Consider the following 22,178-nt stretch of genomic DNA (forward strand, 5'->3'; position numbering starts at 1 on the left):
GATCAGCGCTCGGCCTCCACCGCGGAAGACGAGCCGTCCGGCCAGTACTCGACGATCTCGCCTTCGTCGTTGAGGGCGACCATCGTGATGCCCCGTGCGGCGAGGACGTCGCCGTAGTTGGTGCGCCTGAGGCTTTCCTCGATGGCCGCGGAGATCTCGGCGTTGAACACCACGCCCTCCTCGACGGTCAACTCGCTCGTGTCGAGGTCGCCAGCGAGTGCCGATTCGATGCGGCGGCGCGACGCCGTGTGCTGGGTCGATACCGCCCGTCCGACGCGGGCCCAGTGGTCCAGCTGTTGCTTGGCCGAGCGGCTCTGGCGAGCGCCTTCGGACGTGGCGCTGTCCATCAAGTCAGCAGCGACCCGGGTGACGCGATCGGCGACCTCGGACATGCCCAACCTCCTGCTAGGTAGCAATCTGTTACAAGCGTAGCAGATTGCTACATAGCAGGTCAGCGGGTCAAGTGGGCCACGATCGCCTTCTTGTCGATCTTGCCGACCGCGGTGGTGGGCAACGAGGGCATCGCCACCAGCACGTCGGGCCGCGAGTGCGCCGCCACGCCTCGCTCGTCGAGGTAGGCATTGAGTTCGGGCAAGGTCACCGGCGCTCCGGTGAACACCACTGCCGCGCAGATCTTCTCGCCGAGATACTCGTCCGGCACCGGGACGGCCGCTGCGGACCAGATCGACGAGTGGGTGAGCAGATGCGCTTCCAGGTCGAGCGCTGACACCGTCTCGCCGCCGCGGTGGATGACGTCCTTGACCCGTCCAGTCACCTCGAGGTATCCGTTCGCGAAGCGACGCACCTTGTCACCGGTGCGGTAGTACCCGTCCGGGCTGAAGGCGCGCTCGTTGTCACGCTCGGCGTTGAAGTATCCGTTGAGCGTGTAGGGCCCGCGTACGAGCAATTCGCCCTCCTCGCCCGCTGCCACCTCGTGGCCGGCTTCGTCGACGACCCGGAGTTCGTCGGCCTCGGACAGCGGTCGGCCCTGAGTGCGCTCGACCAACTCGTCGGGGTCGCCCAGCCTCGTGTAGTTGAGCAGCCCCTCGGCCATCCCGAACACCTGTTGTAGCCCAGGGGCCAACGCGGCCCGCACGGTACGGGCGTCGTCGGCACCGAGCTTGGCGCCACCGACCTGCAGTAGCCGCAACGTGGTGGGCGCCTGAGGTTCCCACTCGCACGCGTGCGCCCACAGCTTGGCGAGCGCGGGCACCAGTGCGGTCATTGTGACGCCGTGGCGCGCGATCGTCGCGAAGGCCGCTTCGGGACTGGGGTCCGTGGTGAACACCGTCGTCGCACCGACGCTGATGGCGCCGAGCAGGCCGGGGCATGCGAGCGGAAAGTTGTGCGCCGCAGGCAATGCCACGAGGTAGACGTCGTCGGCGGTCAGGCCGCACAGCTGCGCGCTCGCGGAGAAGTTGTACCAGTAGTCGTCATGGGTACGGGGGATGAGCTTCGGCGCTCCGGTGGTGCCGCCCGACACCAAGAGCAGCGCAGGCGCCGACGTGTCGACGACGAGTTCCGGTGCAGGCGCCGATTCGGTGAGCAGGTCGGCGAGCGCAACGTTGGAATCGTCACCGGAGCCTGAGCTGCCATCGACGACGACGTGGCGCACCGCGGGATGTTGGGCCACCAGTTCGCGGGCCATCGCGGAAAAGTCGAATCCGCCCGCCTGGTCGACGATGACCACCGCGACGGCGCCACTGACGCCGGCGAAGTGGCTGAGCTCTGCGAGCCGGTGTCCCGGCAGGCACATCACCGGGATGGCGCCAGCCCGAAGCAGAGCAAAGAACGCGACGGCGAACCGGTTCGAGTTGGGCAGCTGCAGCAATACCCGGTCTCCGGGTGCGATCCCGAGCGCCGCGAAGCCCGCCGCACCGCGGTCGGCCAGCCGATCCAGTTCGGAGAACGTGTGGGCTCCGTCGGCATCGGCCACGGCGACTCGCTCGGGCCAGGTCGAGGCCGCGTGCCGCAGTACCGAATCGAGGCGATTTCCGGTCCAGAACCCCGCCCGCCGGTAGGCCGCCGCACGGTCCGGCGGGAACGGCACGAAGGCCGGTGCGGAACCTGACTGCGAGGGCGATTGTGCTGCGGATTCCGATGATTCGGACGTCGGTTCTGGGGTGGTCACGGTCACTCTTCGGCCCCTCGGGGTAGGCGTGTCGGGTCAGCCAACCATAGGGTAGCCTCATCAAAATTAGGGCAGCCTTTGCTAACAGAAGGAGGCGCAAAATGGGTGTTGCTGCTGTGAATTCGACGACCATCCGTGAAGAGGTCGCCGAACTCCTCGGCATCAGCACCGGCGACGTCGACCCGGAAGCCGATCTCATCAGTCAGGGGCTGGATTCGATCCGGATGATGTCGTTGGCCGGCAAGTGGCGCAAACGCGGCGTCGACGTCGACTTCGCCTCCCTGGCCGCCAATCCGTCGGTGCGGGCCTGGTCCGAATTGGTGGCGACGGTCGAGGCCGGCGACGAACCGTCCGCCGCAGTGGCGACGGTGCAGCTCGACGCGGACGGCGATGAGCCGTTCCCGCTGGCGCCCATGCAGCACGCGATGTGGGTGGGGCGTGAAAGCGATCAGCGGCTCGGCGGGGTCGCAGGCCACCTGTACGTCGAATTCGACGGCGCCGCAATCGATCCGGACGCGTTGCGGCAGGCCGCCACGGCACTCGCGGAACGCCACCCGATGCTGCGGGTGGAGTTCCTACCCGACGGCACGCAACGCATCGGCGCTCAGCCGCAGGGGTTTCCGGTGGTCGTCGAAGATCTGCGCGGCGTGGCCGCCGACGACGTCGAGACGCGACTGGCCGCCATCCGACGGGAGAAGTCGCATCAGCAACTGACCGGGGCCGTGTTCGAACTCGCGCTGTCGCGATTGCCAGGCGATCGCACCCGGTTGCACGTCGACCTCGACATGCAGGCCGCCGATGCGATGAGCTACCGCAACATCATGGCCGACCTGGCCAGCCTGTACCGCGGCGAACACCTCGCACCGCTCGGCTACACCTACCGCCAATACCGGACGGCCTCGAGCGAGCCGGCCGCTTCCGTCGAGGCGGACAGGCAGTGGTGGAGCGAGCGCATCCCCGAGCTACCCGATCCGCCGCGGCTGCCGCTCGTCGCCGAGACCGAGCAGGCGGATCCGCGCCGAACCACCCGCAGATGGCACTGGCTCGCTCCCGAGACTCGCGACGCATTGTTCGCGGCCGCCCGACGACGCGGCGTGACGCCGGCGATGGCGCTGGCGGCGTCGTTCTCCGATGCGTTGGCCGGTTGGTCGGCAGAGCCCCGGTTCCTGCTCAACGTGCCGATGTTCGGCCGCGAACAACACCACCCAGACGTCGACGGGCTGGTCGGCGATTTCACGTCGTCCCTGCTGCTCGACGTGGACCTCGCTCAGGCCCACACCGCCACCGAACGTTCGCGGGCCGTGCAGGCCACGTTGCACGCGGCGGCCGCACACGCCTCCTATCCGGGGCTGTCCGTCCTGCGCGATCTCGCCCGTCACCGCGGCGCGCAGGTGCTCGCGCCCGTCGTCTACACCAGCGCGCTCGGCCTCGGCGAGTTGTTCGCCCCTACCGTGAACGCCGCGTTCGGCACGGCGGTGTGGATCAACTCCCAAGGCCCGCAGGTACTGCTCGACGCCCAGGTCACCGAATTCGACGGCGGCGTCCTGGTCAACTGGGACGTCCGCGAGGAGGCCTTCCCGGCGGGCGTTATCGACGCGATGTTCGAGCGCCACGTCGCCGAACTGCGTCGCCTCGCCGTCGACGAGGCCGCGTGGGACGCCCGGCGGGCGCCATTCATCACCGCCGCGCAGGGCGAGGTACGCGCGGCCGCCAACGCGTCGACCGCCCCGCCGAGCGGGGACAACCTGGTCGACGGGTTCTTCCGCAACGCACACCGCGCGCCAGAGGCCACCGCAGTCATCGGCAGCACGGAGACCCTGACCTACGCCGAACTGAAGGACAAGGTGCTCTCGGTCGCCACCGCGCTGCAATCCAGGGGCGTCGGCCACGGTGACGTCGTCGCCGTCATGGGCCCCAAGAACGCCGAGCAGATCCCGGCGCTGTTGGCCATCCTCACCGTCGGCGCGGCGTACCTCCCGATAGGCGTGGACCAGCCCGCCGACCGGGCAGCGCGCATCCTGGACACCGGGGGCGTCGAGTTCGCGCTCGTCACCGGCCGCGACATGCCGGACGTCCCGGTGCCTGCGCTCACCGTGCACGACGCCGAGATCATCGGGGACCCAGCACAATTCGAGCCCACCGCGGTGACTCCCAACGACCTCGCGTACGTGCTGTTCACGTCCGGGTCCACGGGCGAACCCAAGGGCGTCGAGCTCACTCACGATGCCGTGATGAACACCCTCGAGTTCCTCTACCGTCACTTCGACATCGGGCCAGGGGACCGCGCGTTGGCGCTGTCACACCTGGAGTCCGACATGTCGGTTCCCGACGTATTCGGCACGCTGCGCGTCGGCGGAGCGATCGTCGTGGTCGACGAGGAACACCGCCGCGACCCCGATACCTGGGCCCGGCTCATCGACGAGCACCGGGTCACGGTGGTCAACTTCCTTCCGGGCTGGCTGGAGATGCTGGTTGACGTGGGCGGCTCGTTGGACTCGCTGCGGGTGGTGCTCACGGGCGGGGACTGGGTGAGGCCGGAACTGGCCCGCGCACTGCGCAAGCGTTCGCCCCAGGGGCGCTTCGCCGGGCTCGGCGGGGCCACCGAAACCGCCATCCACGGAACACTTTTCGAAGTGGTCGAAGAGCCGCAACCGAACTGGGCATCGATTCCCTACGGCGTGCCGTTCCCGAACAACGCATGCCGAGTGGTCAGCGCCACCGGCGAGGACTGCCCCGACTGGGTCCCAGGAGAACTCTGGTTCTCCGGCCGCGGCATCGCGCGCGGCTATCGCGGCAGGCCCGATCTGACCGCAGCGAAGTTCGTCGCGCACGACGGCCGGACGTGGTACCGATCGGGCGACCTCGCACGCTACTGGCCCGACGGCACACTGGAATTCATCGGACGCGTCGACCACCGCGTCAAGCTCAGCGGGTATCGCATCGAACTCGGCGAGGTCGAGGCGGCGCTGCGGCGAGTCTCCGGAGTCGGAGCAGCGGTTGCCGCGGTGGTCCCGGTGGACGGTGGCCGCGACGTGCTGGGCGCGCTCGTCCGAATCGACGACTCCGGGCTGGACACCGCCGCCGTCGCAACGGCGATGGCCGACATCGTTCCGCCGCACATGATCCCGACACTGTTCGTGGTGACCGACCGGATTCCGTTCACGTTGGGCGGAAAGATCGACCGCAAGGCAGTCGCGCTGCGGCTGGCCGATGCAGAGCTCGCCGCAGGCAGCGGCTACCGCGCACCGAGCACGCACCTCGAGTCGGCACTGGCCGCCATTCTCGGCGACGTGCTCGGCCGTGCCGACGTCGGCGTCGACGACGACTTCTTCTCGCTGGGAGGGGATTCGGTGATGGCCACCATGGCCGTGGCCCGCGTCCGCGACTGGCTGGACACGCCAACCGTCATGGTGCCCGACGTCTTCGCCGCCAGGACCGTCGCGCTGCTCGCGAACCGGCTGTCGGCGCGCGAGCCAGGAAGCGACCGCCTCGAGCAGGTGGCCGAGCTGTACCTGGACATCGCGCACATGGATGACGCCGACGTCGAGTCCGCGCTCGACACCGCCGCGACGTCGTGAGTGGCATCCGGCCCGACGCCCAATTCGCGTTCAAGCCGTGGATCAAGCGGTACCCCAGTGCGGATGGGCGGGAAAGTGCCCGCGCGACACTGGTATTCCCGCACGCCGGAGGTGCGGCGCTGGCCTACCGTGCCTTGGGTACCGCGCTGGCCGCGGCCGGATCAGACGCGTATGTCATGCAGTATCCGCAACGCGGTGACCGGCTGACGCATCCGGCACCGGCGTCCGTGGAGGCGTTGGCCGAGGAGCTATTCGCGGCGGGCGACTGGGCTGGGCTCGGTCCGCTGCACCTGTTCGGGCACTGCATGGGCGCGGTGGTGGCGTTCGAGTTCGCGCGGGTCGCCGAACGACACGGTGCCGACGTCGGAGCGCTGTGGGTGTCGGCCAGTGAGGCACCGTCGGCCGTCGCGGCGTCGCCGAAACTGCCGATGGCGCAAGCGGAGATCCTCGCCGAACTGGTCGATCTCGGCGGCACCGATGCCCGGCTGCTCGACGACGACGACTTCGTCGAACTCCTGCTCATGGCGGTGCGCGCCGACTATGCGGCATTCAACCGGTACGCGTGCGATGCCGTCGTTCGCATCAACGCCGACATCCACACGCTCGGCGGTGAGCGCGACCACCGGATCAGCGAGGACATGTTGCGTCGCTGGGAAACTCACACCACCGGCGCGTTCACCGTCTCGATGTTCGACGGTGGCCACTTCTACGTCAACGACGCAGGAGCGGACGTCGCGGAGTTGATCAATGCCTTCTAACGAGTTCGCCACCGATCCCGTCGTGATCGTCGGGATGGCACTCGAAGCGCCCGGCGGCATCGACACCGCCGACGCCTACTGGACCCTGCTGTCCGAGCAGCGGGAGGCGTTGGGCCATTTCCCCACCGACCGCGGCTGGCCGGTGAGGGATCTGTTCGACGGATCGCGCCGCGACGGGTTCAAGCGCATTCACGACCTGGGCGGTTTCCTCTCCACCGCAGCGACCTTCGACCCGGCGTTCTTCGGCATCTCACCGCGCGAGGCGGTCGCGATGGACCCGCAGCAGCGGATCGCATTGCGCCTGGCGTGGCGGACGCTGGAGCACAGCGGCATCAATCCCGACGACGTCGCCGGGCACGACGTGGGGTGCTACGTCGGAGCGTCGGGGCTGGAGTACGGGCCCGAATTGTCCGAATTCTCGCACCACAGTGGCCATCTGATCACGGGCACGTCGCTCGGCGTCATCTCCGGGCGGATCGCCTACACGCTGGACCTCGCCGGGCCCGCGCTCACCATCGACACGTCGTGCTCGTCGGCGCTTGCGGCCTTCCACGTCGCGGCGCAGGCGGTGCGCACCGGGGACTGCGACATGGCGCTGACCGGCGGCGTGTGCGTGATGGGCACGCCCGGCTACTTCGTCGAATTCTCCAAGCAGCACGCCCTTTCCGACGACGGTCACTGCAGGCCCTACAGCGCAAACGCGAGCGGCACCGTCTGGGCCGAGGGTGCGGCGATGTTCCTGCTGCAGCGCAAGTCTCGGGCATTGGCCGACGGCAGGCACGTGCTCGCGGAGATCCGGGCCACTTGCGTGAACCAGGATGGGCGCACCGTCGGGCTCACCGCGCCGAGCGAAACCGCACAGACGCGCCTGTTCCAGAAGGCCATCGCCGCGGCGGGGGTGCGCCCCGAACAGGTCGGCATGATCGAGGGGCACGGCACCGCGACGCGACTCGGAGACCGCACCGAGCTTCGGTCGCTGGCACAGACCTACGGTGCGACGTCCCCTGGTGCAGGCGCAGTGCTCGGCTCGGTCAAGTCCAACGTCGGACACGCGCAGGCCGCCGCAGGGGGACTGGGACTGGCCAAGGTGCTCCTGGCCGCCGAACACGCGACGGTGCCCGCCAGCCTGCACGCCGAAGCCGCGAGTCGCGAAATCGACTGGGATGCTCAGGGATTGCGCTTGGCCACCGAGTCGAGCCCGTGGCCCGCGGTCGGCGGTCAGCGGATCGCCGCGGTGTCGGCCTTCGGCATGAGCGGAACCAACGCACATGCGATCGTCGCCGTCCCTGACCGCGCCGACGGGGCGGCCGCCTGATGTCGCCCGTCACACCGCCCGACGGGCGTACCCCGGTCCTGCTGAGCGCACACGCCGAAGAGCTCGTCGGCGAGGACGCAGCGGCCATCCTGGACTATCTGCAGCGGCGGCCCGAGCTGGTCGACGTGTCCGACGTGGCGGCTACGCTGCGACGCACGCGGCGGGTGCGCCGCCACCGGGCGGTGGTACGGGCCGCCGACCGAACCGAGCTCACCGACGGGCTGCGCGCACTCGCCGAAGGCGTTGAGCACCCGCTGGTGACCCTGGCCGCAACGTCTCCTGGCTCGTCGCAGCCCGCGCCTCGCATCGCATTCGTCTTCCCGGGTCAGGGCAGTCAGTGGCCGTCCATGGGCGTCGAGGCCTACAGCCGGCTGCCCGAGTACCGCGCCGAGGTGGACCAGTGCGCTTCGGCCTTCGCCGCCGCGGGCGCCCCGTCGCCACTGGACTACCTGCTGGTCGACCCGGGCGCAGGCGCGCAGACGAACGACTTCTCCCAGCTCCAGATCCAGGGTGCGCAATTCGTGCACGGGGTGGCGCTGGCCAGGGTCTGGCGGTCCTACGGCGTGCTGCCGGACGTCACGGTCGGGCACAGCCTCGGCGAGATCGGGGCCGCGTACGTCGGGGGCGCCATCACGCTGCGCGAAGCGGTCGCGATCGTCATTGCGCGCGCCACGGTGCTGGACGGACTCACCGGGCCGTACCGAGTCGCGGTGCTCGGGATCACCCCCGACCAAGCGCAGGCCGTGATCTCGGAAACGCCGGGCTGGTTGGAACTGTCCGTGGTGAATTCACCGTCCTCCGTTGCCGTTTCGGGGGATACCGAGGCCGTCGCCGCGGCGGTGCGGGCCGTCACGAAGCGTGGGTCGTTCGCCAAGGAGATCGAGATGTGGTTTCCGGCGCACACCACCGCGTTGGACGCGGTGCGGCCGGAGCTCGACGCCCTGCTACCGCGTGGCGAGTTCGTCGACACGCCAGTGCAGTTCATCGGCACAACCACCGCTGACGTCGTGCCTGCAGGCACGGACTTCGCCGACTACTGGTACACGAATCTGCGCAGCACGGTCCGGTTCGACCGCGCCGTGTTGGCGGCAGTTGGACACGGCGCCCGAATCTTCGTGGAACTGTCTGCGCACCCGGCGCTGTTGTTCGCAATGGGCGACGTGCTCGAGGACGCTCCGGAACTGGCCGGTGGGTCGGCCGCGATGGTCGGTTCTGGCCGTCGCGACGAGCCGCTCACCGACCGGCTGTCCGCCAACCTCGTCTCCGTCGCGCTGGCCGACCCCGGCCACCGGTGGGCGGACGCGTCCGACGAGTCGCGGAAGCCGCTGCGCGACTTCCCCTTCGCGCCGATGCGGGCCGAGCACCACTGGGCGCGGTCGGAACGGCTTCCCCCCATCGCCGGGCTGACGGTCGCCGTCGAACGGTGGGACGTCGTGCGAACGATGCCCAGTCCCGTCGGGCCCCGCCGCGCCGCGGTGATCGGGCAGGACGCGGGCGGCCGTGTCGTCGACGCACTCCGTTCCGCCCTGGACCGGCACCACGGCGTCGCGATGACCCAGCCGTCCGACGCCGATCTGTTGATCGTCGTCGCGCCGGAACTCGATCAGCCCGACGTGGTCGCGGCGGCCGACGAACTCGGTCGCCTCGTCGACGAAGGGCTGCTCGACTACGCCGGCGCCGTCACCGCACGGACCCGCGACGTCTGGCTCGTCACGGCAGGCGGCGAACGGGTCGCCACCGATCCGACCCCGCGGTCCGTTGCGGCCGGGCTGGCCGCCATGCATCGCAGCGTCGGCCTCGAGCACCCCGAGCAGAGTTTCCGCCAGCTCGACCTGCCGACGCAGGGGATGGGGGACGCTACCGCCGACGTGGCCGTGGCCGTCCTGCTCGGCGCGACGGAGGATATTGCGCTCAGGGAAACGGGCACGGCGCCAACGCTCTACCGCAGAACCAGCTCCGACCAGCAGGCGCTCGAGCCGTCGTGGCGGCCCGAGTCGGGCATCTTCGACGAGGTGGTCATCACCGGGGGCTCCGGCGCGGTGGGTTTGCACTACGCGCGCTACCTCGCCGAACACGGGGCCCGCCGGATCGTGCTGTTGAGCCGCGGTGGGGTGGACGCCGCTGCGCTCGACGAACTCAACTCGGCGCGCGGTGTCGACGTGCTCGCTCCGCGCTGCGACGTCACCGACGCCGCTGCGGTGGCGGTAACTGCAGCCGAATTCTCGGGTTCCGGAGCGACTTTGGTGATTCACGCCGCCGGGACGGCCACCATGATTGCCGCGCGCGAGCTGACTTCGGCGGCCATTCGGGAGACCTGCTCGGCCAAGCTGGTCGGGCTGGAGCACTTGACCACATTGTGGCCGATGCGGGCGGACGCGCGAATCATGTTGTGCTCGTCGGTGTCCGGACTGTGGGGCGGGCAGGGCCACGCGGCGTACTCGGCCTCCAACCGGCTGCTCGACGTGATGGCGGCACAGCAGCGAGCGCGGGGCCGACGCTGCACGTCGGTGCGCTGGGGGCTGTGGCAGGGCGCGGGGATCCTCGAACAGGACGAGGTCGCCCGAGTCGAGCGATCCGGCCTGACGAGCATGCCCGGCGAACAAGCCGTCGAGGCCAGCCTGCGCGACTACGCGGCGGACCCACTGGTGTTCTCGGCCGACGCCGAACGGTTGCGACTGTTCCTCGGCGGCGCCGACGCGTCCGACGCCGACCATCCGAGTGCCGTCGTCGTCGAGCCCGACGTCGACACGACCGAACTGGACGCCGCGACCGCCGTCCGCGCCGCGTTGGGCGCCGTGCTGAAGCTTGCCGACACCGTGGGACTGGACCTCGACGGGTCGCTGATCGACCTCGGCGTGGACTCGCTGCTGGCACTCGACCTCCGCAAGAAGCTCAAGAAGACCACGGGACAGAACGTTCCGCTGGCGACCATCCTCGGCGGCGTGACGGCCACCGAGTTGATTCGACATCTGGAAAACCCAGAGAATAGGGCACTTTCGCGTGACTGACATTGCCGACCACACCCGGACCAACGATGCTCGTCTGGAGTTGATGCGACGCAGGCTCGCAGAGCGCGGATTGGCCGCAGACCCAACGGCCTATGCGGACACAAGCGCGCTCACCGACGGCCAGCGACGGATGTGGTTCGTCCAGACGCTCGACCCCAGCGGCGTACTGCTCAACGTCTGCCTGTCGTACCGCTTGACCGGTGCACTCGACGGCGCCCGGCTGCACGACGCGGTCAACGCCGTCGCCCAACGCCATCCGATCCTGCGGACGACCTACTCCGCCGACGAACACGGCGAACCCCGCGCGACGGTGCACGACGAGCTGTTCCCGTCGTGGACCGGGACCGATCTGTCCGAGTTGTCCGAGCGCGCCCGCAAGCTGCGGCTCGAGGTGCTGGCCCAACGGGAGTTCGGCACCGCATTCGACCTGGCCGCCGAGGCTCCGCTGCGCATCACCCTGATCAGGACGGGTCCAGCCGAGCACGTGATGCTCTTCGTCGCACACCACGTCGCATGGGATGACGGGTCGTGGCGAGTGTTCTTCGCCGACCTCACTCGCGCATATGCCGGCGAGCAGCTTCCGCCCGCACCGGCGCCCGCAGTCGCCGCAGACACCGTTGGTGAGGACCTGGCCTACTGGCGGGAGGTGCTGGCGGATCCGCCTGAGCCACTGGAGCTTCCGGGTCCGTCGGGGTCGGCGATTCCCACCAGCTTCCGGTCGCAGCGCAGGTCGGTGACGCTGACCCCACGGACCGTGGAACGCGTGACGGAGTTGGCCCGGGAGACCGGCTCCTCGCCGTACATGGTGCTGCTGGCGGCATTCGGCGCGCTCATCAACCGCTACACGCACACCGACGACTTCCTGGTCGCCACCCCGGTGCTCAACCGGGGCGTCGACGACGTCATCGGCTACTACGGCAACACCGTCGCGATGCGGCTCCGTCCGCAAGGCTCGCGCTGCTTCCGCGAGTTGATCGCGGCGGCGCGTGACACCGCCCTCGGCGCGTTCGCCCATCAGCGGATCAACCTGGACCGGGTGGTGCGCGAGCTCAACCCCGATCGGCGGCATGGCGCCGAACGCATGACAAGGGTGAGCTTCGGCTTCCGTGAACCGGACGGCGGCGGCTTCCGCCCGGCCGGCGTGCGCTCCGAACGCGCGGAGCTGCGCGGTCACCACACCCAGCTGCCACTGGGTTTCATGGTCGAGTTCGATTCGACTGGTGGTACCGGGGCCGTCGTCGAGGCCGAGCACCTGACGGAGGTCATCGACGTCGACCTGGCCAGACAGCTGCTCGAGCACTTCTCGGTGCTGTTGGACAACGCGTTGGCCGAACCCGACGTCCCACTGTTCCGGCTCGGGCTGTACTCCGCCGCCGACGCGGAGTGGATGCGCCGGGTGTCGCATGGCGAGCAGTTCGACACTCCGGCAACGACACTCACCGCGCTGGTCTCCGAGCAGGCGGCGCGCACCCCCGACGCGACCGCCGTCGTCTACGAGGGCAGGCACTACAGCTACCGCGAAGTCAACGAATCCGCGAACCGCTTGGCGCACTGGTTGATCGAGCAGGGGATCGGCACCGAAGACCGGGTGGCCGTCCTGCTCGAAAAGTCACCGGAACTGGTGATCACCGCACTCGGCATCGTCAAGGCCGGGGCCGTGTATCTGCCGGTCGATCCGACCTATCCGGAGGATCGACTGGCGTACATCTTGGGCGACTCCGACCCCAAGGTGGTGCTCCGCGAGCCGGTTACCGGGCTGGACGGCTACCGGTCGGACGATCCGAGCGACGCGGACCGGGTTCGTCCGCTGCGACCCGAGAACACCGCCTACCTGATCTACACGTCGGGCTCGACGGGGCAGCCCAAGGGCGTGCCGGTCGCTCATCGGCCGATCGCCGAGTACTTCGTGTGGTTCGGCGACGAGTATCAGGTCACGAACAACGATCGCCTCCTCCAGGTGGCCTCGCAGAGCTTCGACGTGTCGATTGGCGAGATCTTCGGCATGCTCGCCGCGGGCGCACGGTTGGTGATCCCGCGTCCGGGTGGCCTTGGCGACATCGGCTATCTGACGGATCTTCTTCGGAACGAAGGCATCACGTCGATGCACTTCGTACCGTCACTGCTCGGGCTCTTCCTCTCGCTACCCGGCGTGAACCAGTGGCGCACGTTGGAACGCGTCCCGATCGGCGGCGAGGCGCTCCCCGGTGAACTCGCCGACAAGTTTCACGCCACCTTCGACGCCCTGCTGCACAACTTCTACGGCCCGACGGAGACCGTGCTCAACTGCACCCGGTTCAAGGTCGAGGGCAAGCAGGGTGCCCGCATCGTCCCCATCGGGACACCGAAGATCAACACGGCACTGCACCTACTCGACGACGCCTTGCAGTCGGTCCCGGTCGGAGTGATCGGCGAGATCTACATCGGCGGAACGCACGTCGCGCACGGCTACCACCGCAGGGCGGGCCTGACGGCGGAACGCTTCGTCGCCGATCCGTTCAACCCGGGCGGCACGATGTACCGGTCCGGCGATCTTGCCCGACGCAACGCCGACGGCGACATCGAGTTCGTCGGGCGCGCCGACGAACAGGTCAAGGTGCGCGGGTTCCGCATCGAACTCGGTGAAGTGGCCGCGGCCATCTCGGTGGATCCATCGGTCGGCCAGGCCGTGGTGGTCGTCAGTGACCTGCCGACGCTCGGCAAGAGCCTCGTCGCGTACGTGACGCCCGCGAGCGCGGTCGAGACCGTCGAACTCGACAGAATCCGCGCCCGCGTCGCGGCGGCCCTGCCGGAGTACATGATCCCGTCCGCCTACGTGGCGCTCGACGAGATCCCGATCACGACGCACGGCAAGATCGATCGACGAGCGCTACCGGAACCAGAGCTCAAGTCGGCCAGCGAGTTCCGCGAGCCGGCCACCGAAACGGAGCGCCAGCTCGCCGAGCTGTTCGCCGAGTTGCTGGACCGGCCGGAGGTCGGCGCCGACGACTCGTTCTTCGAGCTCGGTGGACATTCCTTGCTGGCGACCAAGCTGGTGGCGGCCGTCCGGTCGCGGTGCGGGGTCGACATCGGCGTTCAGGACATCTTCGAGCTCGCCACGGTGTCCGACCTGGCGGCGCGCGTCGACGAGCTCGCCGCGTCGGGTGCGACGTCGGCCCGACCCGGCATCGTCCCGGTGAGCCACGAGGGTCCGCTGCAGATGTCGGCCGCACAGCTGCGGCAATGGTTCCAGTTCCGCATCGATGGGCCCGCGCCGGTCAACAACATCCCCTTCGCGGCACGGCTGACCGGACCCACCGACGTCGATGCGTTCGTCGGCGCGATCAACGACGTAGTCGCGCGCCACGAGATCCTGCGCACCACCTACACCGAAATCGACGGTGCGCCATACCAGCTCGTCAACCCTGCCGCACCGCTCGTCGTGCGCCGGGCGCGCGGCGACGGCGACGAGTGGCTGCAGTCCGAGCTCGACGCCGAGCGCCGATACTGCTTCGACCTGGAACGGGACTGGCCGATACGCGCCGCGGTGCTGTCCACGCCCGAGCATCAGGTGCTATCGCTGGTGGTGCACCATATCGCGGCCGACCATTGGTCGGCGGGCGTGTTGTTCACCGACGTGCTCTCCGCGTACCACGCCAGGCGGGCGGGCCGGTCCGGTGCGCTGCCGCCCCTGGAGGTGCAGTACGCCGACTTCGCGGACTGGCAGGCCAAGCTGCTGTCCGATGAGGGCGACGCCCTGGTGGCCCAACGAGACTACTGGAAGCGGCAATTGGCCGGCTTGCCCGAGGAGAACGGGCTGCGTCCGGACTTCCCGCGGCCACCCGTGCCCACCGGCGAGGGGGCGGCGCTTGACTTCACCATCGCAGGCCCCACCCGCGCCAAGCTCGTCGAGCTCACGCGCGAGCTCGGCGTTACCGAGTTCATGCTGCTGCAGGCGGCCGTCGCCGTCGCGTTGCATCAGGCCGGCGAGGGCACCGACATCCCGTTGGGCACCCCGGTCGCCGGGCGTACGCTTCCGGAGCTCGACCAGCTGATCGGCTTCCTGATCAACATCGTGGTGCTGCGCAACGACCTTTCGGGCAACCCGACCCTGCGCGAAGTCCTGCGCCGGTCCAGGGAAATGGCGCTCGAGGCGTACGCGCATCAGGACCTGCCGTTCGACCGGGTCGTCGACGCCGTCAGCCCCGTTCGCTCGCTGTCACGCAACCCGCTGTTCGGCGTCGTGGTGCACGTGCGTGAGGAATTGCCCGCCGATCAGGTCATCGACTCCGGCCCCGAAGGCGATACCCGATTCACCGCCCTCGAGCCGACGTTCGACGTCGCACACGCCGATCTGTCGCTGAACTTCTTCGCAGGCAACGGCTCTGGTGAGGACGGTGGCTACCAGGGCTCGATCATCTACCGCACCGAACTCTACGAGCGGGCCACAGCGCAGCGCTTGGTCTCCTGGCTGCACCGGGTGGTCGACGCCTTCGCCGCCAACGCCGACCAGACGCTGCGCGACATCGCGGTCATTGAACCGGACGAACGCAGCAAGCTCGTCGAACAGTGGAGCCGAACCGCAGTGCCGCCCGCGGGGTTGCCGCAGACCCAGGGCGCCACGGCCGTGTACGTTCTCGACGAATGGCTGGAGCCGACGGCGATCGGCGTCATCGGCGACGTCTACTACGCCGGCGGGGCGGTGGACGGCGCACAGCGCGCCGCGAATACCGCCTCCGCAACCAGATTCGTCCCGAATCCCTTCTCGGACTCCGCGGCCGCCGACGCCTGGCTCTACCGCACCGGTGACCGGGCGCGCTGGACCGACGACGGCAGGCTCGACGTCGTGGAGTCCGGCGATCACCGGCTGCAGGCCGCCTTGGAGGCCGTCGACGGGGTCGCGGCGGCGGCCACCAGGAACTGGGCGGGACGCGGCAGCACGATCCTGGCCGGCTACGTCGTCCCGGACCGGGCAGTCGACCACGCGGAGGCGTTCGTAGAGCGAGTGCGGGCGGCGCTGCCCGCCGACGTCGCCCCAGCGGCCATCAGCATCGTGGCGACGCTCGACAGAAGCGAGTTCACCAGGCCGACAGTGCAAGTGAGCGGACCCAACGAGCCGGCTCGCACGGACACCGAACGCGCCCTGGCCTTGCTGCTGACCGACCTGCTCAGCGTCCCCGAGGTCGGCCGCAACGACGAATTCTTCACCCTCGGGGGTGACAGCATCCTCGCCGTGCAGCTGGCTGCCCGCGCCCGCGACACCGGACTGGCGCTGACCGCGCGGATGGTGTTCGAGCACCCGGTGATCGCCGAACTCGCCACCGCGATCGACGAAAGCGGTTCGGCAGCCCAGTCCGCGTCCGGAACCGAGCACCACGCACCAATGTCCGCGTCCGGGCTGTCGGCCGACGACTTGGCCTCGTTGACCGCAGGCTGGGCGGCCACCCACGACGGGACACCATGACCGCACCCGCAGGCGTCGAAGACGTCATGGCGCTCAGCCCCCTGCAACTGGGGCTGTACTCCATGGCGGGCCTGAGCGACGGCGACGGGGCCGATCCGTACGTCATCGCGATGGCCGCCGACGTCGTGGGCGACCTCGATGCCGCACTGCTGCGCGCGTGCGCGGAGAAGATGCTGGTGCGCCATCCGAACCTGCGCGCCAGCTTCTTTCAGGGCAACCTTCCCCGCCCGGTGGCGGTCGTCCCGACGGCCGTCGACCTGCCGTGGCGGCACGTGACGGCGTCCGCCGAAGAGGCCGTCGCGCTGGAGGCCGGCGAGCGGCGGCGACGGTTCGACCTCGCCCGCGGGCCGGTACTGCGCTTTCTCCTCATCGAGAAACCGGACGCACATTGGCGGCTCGTCGTCGTGGCTCACCACATCGCGATCGACGGATGGTCCCTGCCGGTCTTCGTCGGCGAGCTCCTGGTCCTGTACCGGCTCCGGGGGGACGTCACCGCGCTGCCACCCGCGCCGCGCCCGTACCGCGACTACATCGGGTGGCTTGGCGGTCGGGACGCCGAGGCCAGCCGGGAACGCTGGCAGACGCACCTCGCTGGCTTGGACGGTCCGACGCTGCTGTCCCCGGCGCTGACGGGACGCCAGCCGGATCCGGGCCTTCCCGCGCGCACCGAGCTGGTGCTCGACGAGCAGGCCACCGCAGCGCTATTCGATTCGGCGCGGGTGCGTGGCGTCACCATCAACACGTTGTTCCAGATGGCCTGGGCGATGATCCTCTCGGCCCTGACCGACCGTGCCGACGTGGTGTTCGGGGTGACCGTCTCCGGCCGCCCGGACGAGTTGTCCGGCGTGGAAACCATGGTCGGCCTCTTCATCAACACCGTTCCACTGCGGATCCGACTCGACCCGGTCGGCCGAGTCGGTCGGCAATGCCTTGCGCTGCAACGGGAAGCGGCCGAGCTTCGCGACCACAGCTACCTGAGCCACACCGAGCTCCGTGCTGTCGGCGGAATCGGCGAGCTCTACGACTCGCTGCTGGTGTACGAGAACTTCCCGCCAGGCGGGCTCGTCGGAAGCGACGAATTCGCGCTCGACGGTGCGGTGCTCAAACCGGCTGCGCTGGAGAGCCTCTCGCACTTTCCCGTCACCATCGCCGCGCACCCGACGCACGGCAGGCTCACCGTCCTGGTGGAGACGCTCGACGGGGCGCTTGGCATGCTCGACGAACACGAGCTCGCGCAACGGGTGTTGGCCGTCGTCGAGCGGCTCCTGCAATCGTGGGATCGGCCGTTGAGGGACGTCGCGATCACCCTCGACGGCGAACTCTCGTCTACCGCTCCAACCAATACCACGTCGCGAACGGGTGGCTTCCACACCGCCTTTCACCAGCTCGCGACAGAGCATCCGGACGCGATCGCGCTGAGCTGGGACGGAGGCGAACTCAGCTACCGGGGACTCGATGACGCCGCCGACCGGCTTGCGGCCGCACTACTGCGGCGTGGCGTGCGGGCCGAGACCCCGGTGCCGATCCGGCTTCGTCGCGGTCCCGACTACGTCATCGCGATGCTCGCCGTGCTCAAGGCGGGCGGGCTGATCGTGCCGCTGGATCCCGCGATGCCGGCCGAACGCGTCGCCGAGATCGTCCGGCAGACCTCCGCGACGTTCGTCGTCGACGAAGCCCTGCTGGCGTCGGCGGCCGACGAACCCGAGCCCGACTACCGGCCCGCCGACGTACGCCCGGGCCAAGGCGCGTACGTCGTCTTCACCTCAGGGACCACTGGAAAGCCGAAGGGCGTCATCGGAACTCACGACGCGCTCCTGGCGTACGGGGCCGATCACGCCCGAAACGTGCTGCGTCCCGCGGCGACGCGACTCGGCCGGCCGCTGTGCGTGGCGCACGCATGGTCGTTCACGTTCGACGCGGCCTGGCAGCCGCTCGTCGCACTCCTCGACGGGCACGCCGTGCACATCGTCGGCGACGACGTCCAGCGCGACGCGGAGGCGCTGGTCGAGGTGATCAGCAGGCACGGTGTGGACCTGATCGACACCACACCGTCGATGTTCACCCAATTGCAGTCGGCCGGCCTGCTTTCCACGGTGCCGCTGGCCGTGCTGGCACTGGGCGGGGAGGCCATCGACGCCGCCGCGTGGCGGGCCATTCGCGACGAATGCGCGCGCACCGGCATGACCGCCCACAATTGCTACGGCCCCACCGAGACCACCGTCGAGGCCGTCGTCGCCGCGATCGACCGGCACGACCAGCCGTGCATCGGAGCACCCACCGACTCGACGACGGCCTACGTCCTCGACGCGTGGCTGCGCCCGGTGCCCGACGGCGTCGCGGGCGAGTTGTACCTGACCGGAGGGCAACTCACGCGCGGCTACCTCGGCCGACCAGGGGAGACGTCGGGCAGATTCGTCGCCGACCCGTTCGCGGCGGGCTGGCGCATGTACCGCACCGGTGACGTGGTGCGCCGGACCAGAACCGGCGCCATCCAGTTCCTGGGCCGCAGCGACGATCAAGTGAAGATTCGCGGCTTCCGGGTGGAACCCGCCGAGGTGGCCGCCGCCCTGCACCGCCATCCCGGCGTGCGGGGCGCACACGTGGCCGTGCGGCGGCACCGCAGCGGCCCGCGGCTCACCGCCTACGTGGCGACCACCGCGACGGTCACCGAGCTGCGCCGCATGCTGACCGCGACCCTGCCGAGATACCTGGTGCCCCACCACATCGTCGTCGTCGCCGAGATTCCGCTGAACACGAACGGCAAGGTTGACGACGCCGCACTGGCCGCCGTGGACGCGGGTGCCGAGACCGATGCGGCGCAGGCACCTGCGACCGATACCGAGGCGGTGATCGCCGACGTGCTGGCCGAGGTGCTCGACGCCAAGGGCGTCGACGTCACCGCCGACTTCCTCGACCTTGGACTGGACAGCATCGTCGCGCTGTCGGTGGTACAGGCCGTGCGTCGGCGCGGAGTATCGCTGCGGGCGCGACTGATGTTGGACTGCACCACCGTTCGCGAGCTCGCTGCGGCCATCGACGCGGACGTCGACGTGCACCTGCGTGACGCAGAGGACGACGGCGAGCCCATCCCGTTACTTCCCAATGCGCACTGGTTGTTTCAATACGGCGACCCCCGCCGGCTTGCGCAGACCGAGGCGATCCGGCTACCGCGGGGCGTCACCCGCGATGCGCTCGAGGCCATGCTTCGCAGCGTCATCGATGGCCACGCCGTGCTGCGCAGTCGGCTGGACCGCGACACCATGACGCTCGTCGCCCACCCCATCGTCGACGTGCTGAGCGAGGTGACGGTCACCGGGGACATGCGAGCGGCGGTGGTCGAGCAGACCAGCCTTGCGGTGGACCGGCTCGATCCGGAACGCGGCGTGATGCTCGACGCGGTGTGGCTGCGAGCGTCCGACGGGACGGCCGACGTCCTGCTACTGACCCCGCACGTACTGGCGGTGGATCCGTCGTCGTGGCGAATCGTGTTGGGCGAACTGGAAACCGCGTGGCACGCCGTGGCGGCGGGGCGGGCGCCCACCCCCGCGCGCGAGCACACCTCATTGCGCATGTGGGCTCGGCTGCTCGCCGACCGTGCGCTCAAGCTCGACACGTGTGACTTCTGGGAGCGTCAACTCGAAGGCGCCGACCCGGAGCTCGGGACTAGGCGCATCCGCCCGGACACCGACCGGATGGGCGACGTGGTGGTGACCTTGTCCCTCGCCGATCCCGAGCTGACCGCCAAGGTGCTCGCAGGGCCGGTCCCGGTCACCGAGGTGCTGGTGGCGGCGACGGCGCGTGCGATCACGACGTGGCGCCGGCATCGCGGGCAGGAGACGCCGGCGCCGCTGCTCGCGCTCGAGACGCACGGGCGGGCCGACGCGACGGTGTCCGCCGGAATGGGCGACGACGCTCACGAGCTCGACACCGGGGACACCGTGGGACTGCTGAGCGCCATCTACCCGATGCGGATCGATGCCGCGGACGCCGCGGGTGTGGTCGACCAACTCGCGGCGATCCCTGGTGACGGCATCGACTACGGGCTGCTGCGTCACCTGCGGCCCGATACCGCTGAACGGCTGGCCGCACATCGCGACCCACAGGTGCTGCTCAACTACCTGGGTCGGTTCCACCGCGACGCGGCCGGCGACGCGCTGCAGTCGGACCGGACGCTGCTCACCGACGCGGCACGCCTGCCGGAACCCAATCTGGCGGTCCGCCACGAACTCACGTTGATGATCGCGGTGCTCGAACGTGACGGACGGCCGGTACTCGGCGTCCAGTGGCGTGCACTGCCCGACATCCTGTCCGCCGATGACGTCGCCACGCTTGCGGCGATGTGGTCGGACGCTTTGCGAGAGGTAATCCAATGACACCAACGACCCCGACCCTTGCCGTCATCGGTGCGGGTGCCAAGGGCATCGCCGTGGCGGCGAAGGCGGCCGAGCTGCGCGAGATGGGCGTTGCGGCACCGGACGTCGTTGCCGTCGAACGGTCCGGCGTGGCCGCCAACTGGCAGGCGGGCGGCGGATGGACCGATGGGCGCCACCAGTTGGGCACCAGTCCCGAGAAGGACGTCGGCTTTCCCTACCGTTCGTCGCTGGTGCCGCGCCGCAATGCGGAGCTCGACGAGCGGATGACCCGGCACAGCTGGCAGGCCTTCCTGATCTCGACCGGTCAGTTCGCCGAGTGGGTCGACCGCGGCAAACCGGCTCCCACACACCGCCGTTGGAGCCAGTACCTGCGGTGGGTGGCCGGGCACGTCGGGATGAACGTCGTGCAGGGTGACGTCGAGCAGATCGCGATGGCCGGCGACCGGTGGGCACTGGTCACGGCGGAGACCACGGTGCACGCCGACGCGCTGATGATCACCGGACCCGGGCAGGCGGAGCGATCGGTGCTGCCTGGCAACCCGCGGGTGATGTCGATCGCGCAGTTCTGGCACCGGGCGGCCCAGCACGACCGCATCGACGCCGAACGCGTCGCCGTCATCGGTGGCGGGGAGACCGCCGCGTCGATGCTGAACGAGCTCTTCCGCCATCGGGTTTCGACGATCACCGTGATCTCGCCGTCGGTCACGCTGTTCACCCGCGGCGAGAGCTTCTTCGAGAACACCCTGTTCTCCGACCCCACCGGATGGACCAGCCTCACGTACGCCGAGCGCCGCGACGCGCTGGCCCGCACCGACCGCGGGGTGTTCTCCGCACGGGTCCAGGACGCGCTGCTGGCCGATGACCGCATCCGGCACCTGCGAGGCCGGGTCGCACACGCCGTGGCCCGCGACGACCGAATTAGGTTGACGCTCAGCACCAATCAGAGCGGGGAAGCCATCGAGACCGTGCACGGCTTCGACCTGGTCATCGATGGGTCGGGCGCCGACGCGATGTGGTTCGTGTCGTTGTTCACTCAGGACACGCTGGACCTGCTGGAGCTCGGGCTCGGGTGCCAGCTGACCGCCGACGCGTTGCAGGACGCCATCGGCCACGACCTGGCGCTCACCGACGTGTACCCGAAGTTGTTCCTGCCCGGCCTGTCCGGGCTCACGCAGGGCCCGGGCTTTCCGAACCTCAGCTGCCTCGGCATGCTGTCGGACCGGGTGTTGGGCGCCGAGCTGTTCCACGACGCGACGAGGAGAGTCGATGAGCAACAATCCGTTCGATGACGAGGCGGGCACCTTTTACGTGCTGGTGAACGACGAAGAGCAGCACAGCCTGTGGCCGACGTTCGCCGAGGTACCCGCGCAGTGGCGGGTGGTCTTCGGTGAGAGCACGCGCGCCGACTGCCTCGCATACGTCGAGGAGAACTGGACCGACCTGCGGCCGAAGAGCCTGCGCGACGCGATGGCTGGCGATGCCTAGCCCCTTTGCTTTGCGAGATTGGCGTTAGCGCGGGGAAGTTCGAGTAGTGCTCGCAGCAGCGTCGATCTCGCATCGCTGACGGCTGCGCTA

At 69.4% G+C, this 22,178-nt stretch carries 10 protein-coding genes; 8 read left to right on the forward strand and 2 right to left on the reverse strand.

What is annotated here, in order from left to right; all coding sequences use genetic code 11:
• Positions 1–2 precede the first annotated feature (2 nt).
• The gene (locus SLQ33_RS00440) at positions 3–392 is read right to left on the reverse strand and encodes a TA system antitoxin ParD family protein (RefSeq protein WP_319451813.1); all 390 of its coding nucleotides are present in this window, start codon (positions 390–392) and stop codon (positions 3–5) included.
• A gap of 59 nt (positions 393–451) precedes the next feature.
• Complete coding sequence (locus tag SLQ33_RS00445) at positions 452–2,137, reverse strand: (2,3-dihydroxybenzoyl)adenylate synthase (RefSeq protein ID WP_319451814.1); 1,686 nt, start codon at positions 2,135–2,137, stop codon at positions 452–454.
• 95 nt (positions 2,138–2,232) lie between these two features.
• Between SLQ33_RS00445 and SLQ33_RS00450 the strand changes: the two genes are divergently transcribed.
• From SLQ33_RS00450 to SLQ33_RS00485, 8 genes are read left to right on the forward strand one after another with little or no spacing between them, the layout of a single operon-like run.
• The gene (locus SLQ33_RS00450; RefSeq protein ID WP_319451815.1) at positions 2,233–5,709 is read left to right on the forward strand and encodes an amino acid adenylation domain-containing protein; all 3,477 of its coding nucleotides are present in this window, start codon (positions 2,233–2,235) and stop codon (positions 5,707–5,709) included.
• Entirely contained in the window at positions 5,706–6,467 is a 762-nt protein-coding gene (locus SLQ33_RS00455) for a thioesterase II family protein (protein ID WP_319451816.1), read from the forward strand. Before SLQ33_RS00450 ends, SLQ33_RS00455 begins: the two co-directional genes overlap by 4 nt.
• Positions 6,457–7,782 carry a polyketide synthase gene (locus tag SLQ33_RS00460; protein ID WP_319451817.1) on the forward strand — a complete coding sequence of 442 codons (1,326 nt, stop codon included), beginning with the start codon at positions 6,457–6,459 and terminating at the stop codon, positions 7,780–7,782. Before SLQ33_RS00455 ends, SLQ33_RS00460 begins: the two co-directional genes overlap by 11 nt.
• The gene (gene mbtD / locus SLQ33_RS00465; RefSeq protein ID WP_319451818.1) at positions 7,782–10,790 is read left to right on the forward strand and encodes a mycobactin polyketide synthase MbtD; all 3,009 of its coding nucleotides are present in this window, start codon (positions 7,782–7,784) and stop codon (positions 10,788–10,790) included. Before SLQ33_RS00460 ends, mbtD begins: the two co-directional genes overlap by 1 nt.
• On the forward strand, positions 10,783–16,230 hold the full coding sequence (locus SLQ33_RS00470) for a non-ribosomal peptide synthetase (protein ID WP_319451819.1): 5,448 nt from the start codon (positions 10,783–10,785) through the stop codon (positions 16,228–16,230). Before mbtD ends, SLQ33_RS00470 begins: the two co-directional genes overlap by 8 nt.
• Positions 16,227–20,603: an amino acid adenylation domain-containing protein gene (locus SLQ33_RS00475; RefSeq protein WP_319451820.1), complete on the forward strand. Its 4,377-nt coding sequence runs from the start codon at positions 16,227–16,229 to the stop codon at positions 20,601–20,603. The genes SLQ33_RS00470 and SLQ33_RS00475 overlap by 4 nt, the downstream gene beginning before the upstream one ends.
• On the forward strand, positions 20,600–21,892 hold the full coding sequence (gene mbtG / locus SLQ33_RS00480; RefSeq protein ID WP_319451821.1) for an NADPH-dependent L-lysine N(6)-monooxygenase MbtG: 1,293 nt from the start codon (positions 20,600–20,602) through the stop codon (positions 21,890–21,892). Before SLQ33_RS00475 ends, mbtG begins: the two co-directional genes overlap by 4 nt.
• The gene (locus SLQ33_RS00485; protein ID WP_319451822.1) at positions 21,870–22,088 is read left to right on the forward strand and encodes an MbtH family protein; all 219 of its coding nucleotides are present in this window, start codon (positions 21,870–21,872) and stop codon (positions 22,086–22,088) included. Before mbtG ends, SLQ33_RS00485 begins: the two co-directional genes overlap by 23 nt.
• Positions 22,089–22,178 lie beyond the last annotated feature (90 nt).

The organism is Mycobacterium sp. RTGN6 (genome assembly GCF_033804605.1).
Lineage (GTDB): Bacteria > Actinomycetota > Actinomycetes > Mycobacteriales > Mycobacteriaceae > Mycobacterium.

What these genes read in the sequence shown, in the direction of transcription:
- SLQ33_RS00440 (WP_319451813.1), bottom strand. Translation starts at nt 392, where the DNA reads ATGTCCGAGGTCGCCGATCGCGTCACCCGGGTCGCTGCTGACTTGATG.
- SLQ33_RS00450 (WP_319451815.1), top strand. Translation starts at nt 2,233, where the DNA reads ATGGGTGTTGCTGCTGTGAATTCGACGACCATCCGTGAAGAGGTCGCC.
- SLQ33_RS00460 (WP_319451817.1), top strand. Translation starts at nt 6,457, where the DNA reads ATGCCTTCTAACGAGTTCGCCACCGATCCCGTCGTGATCGTCGGGATG.
- mbtD (WP_319451818.1), top strand. Translation starts at nt 7,782, where the DNA reads ATGTCGCCCGTCACACCGCCCGACGGGCGTACCCCGGTCCTGCTGAGC.
- SLQ33_RS00475 (WP_319451820.1), top strand. Translation starts at nt 16,227, where the DNA reads ATGACCGCACCCGCAGGCGTCGAAGACGTCATGGCGCTCAGCCCCCTG.
- mbtG (WP_319451821.1), top strand. Translation starts at nt 20,600, where the DNA reads ATGACACCAACGACCCCGACCCTTGCCGTCATCGGTGCGGGTGCCAAG.
- SLQ33_RS00485 (WP_319451822.1), top strand. Translation starts at nt 21,870, where the DNA reads ATGAGCAACAATCCGTTCGATGACGAGGCGGGCACCTTTTACGTGCTG.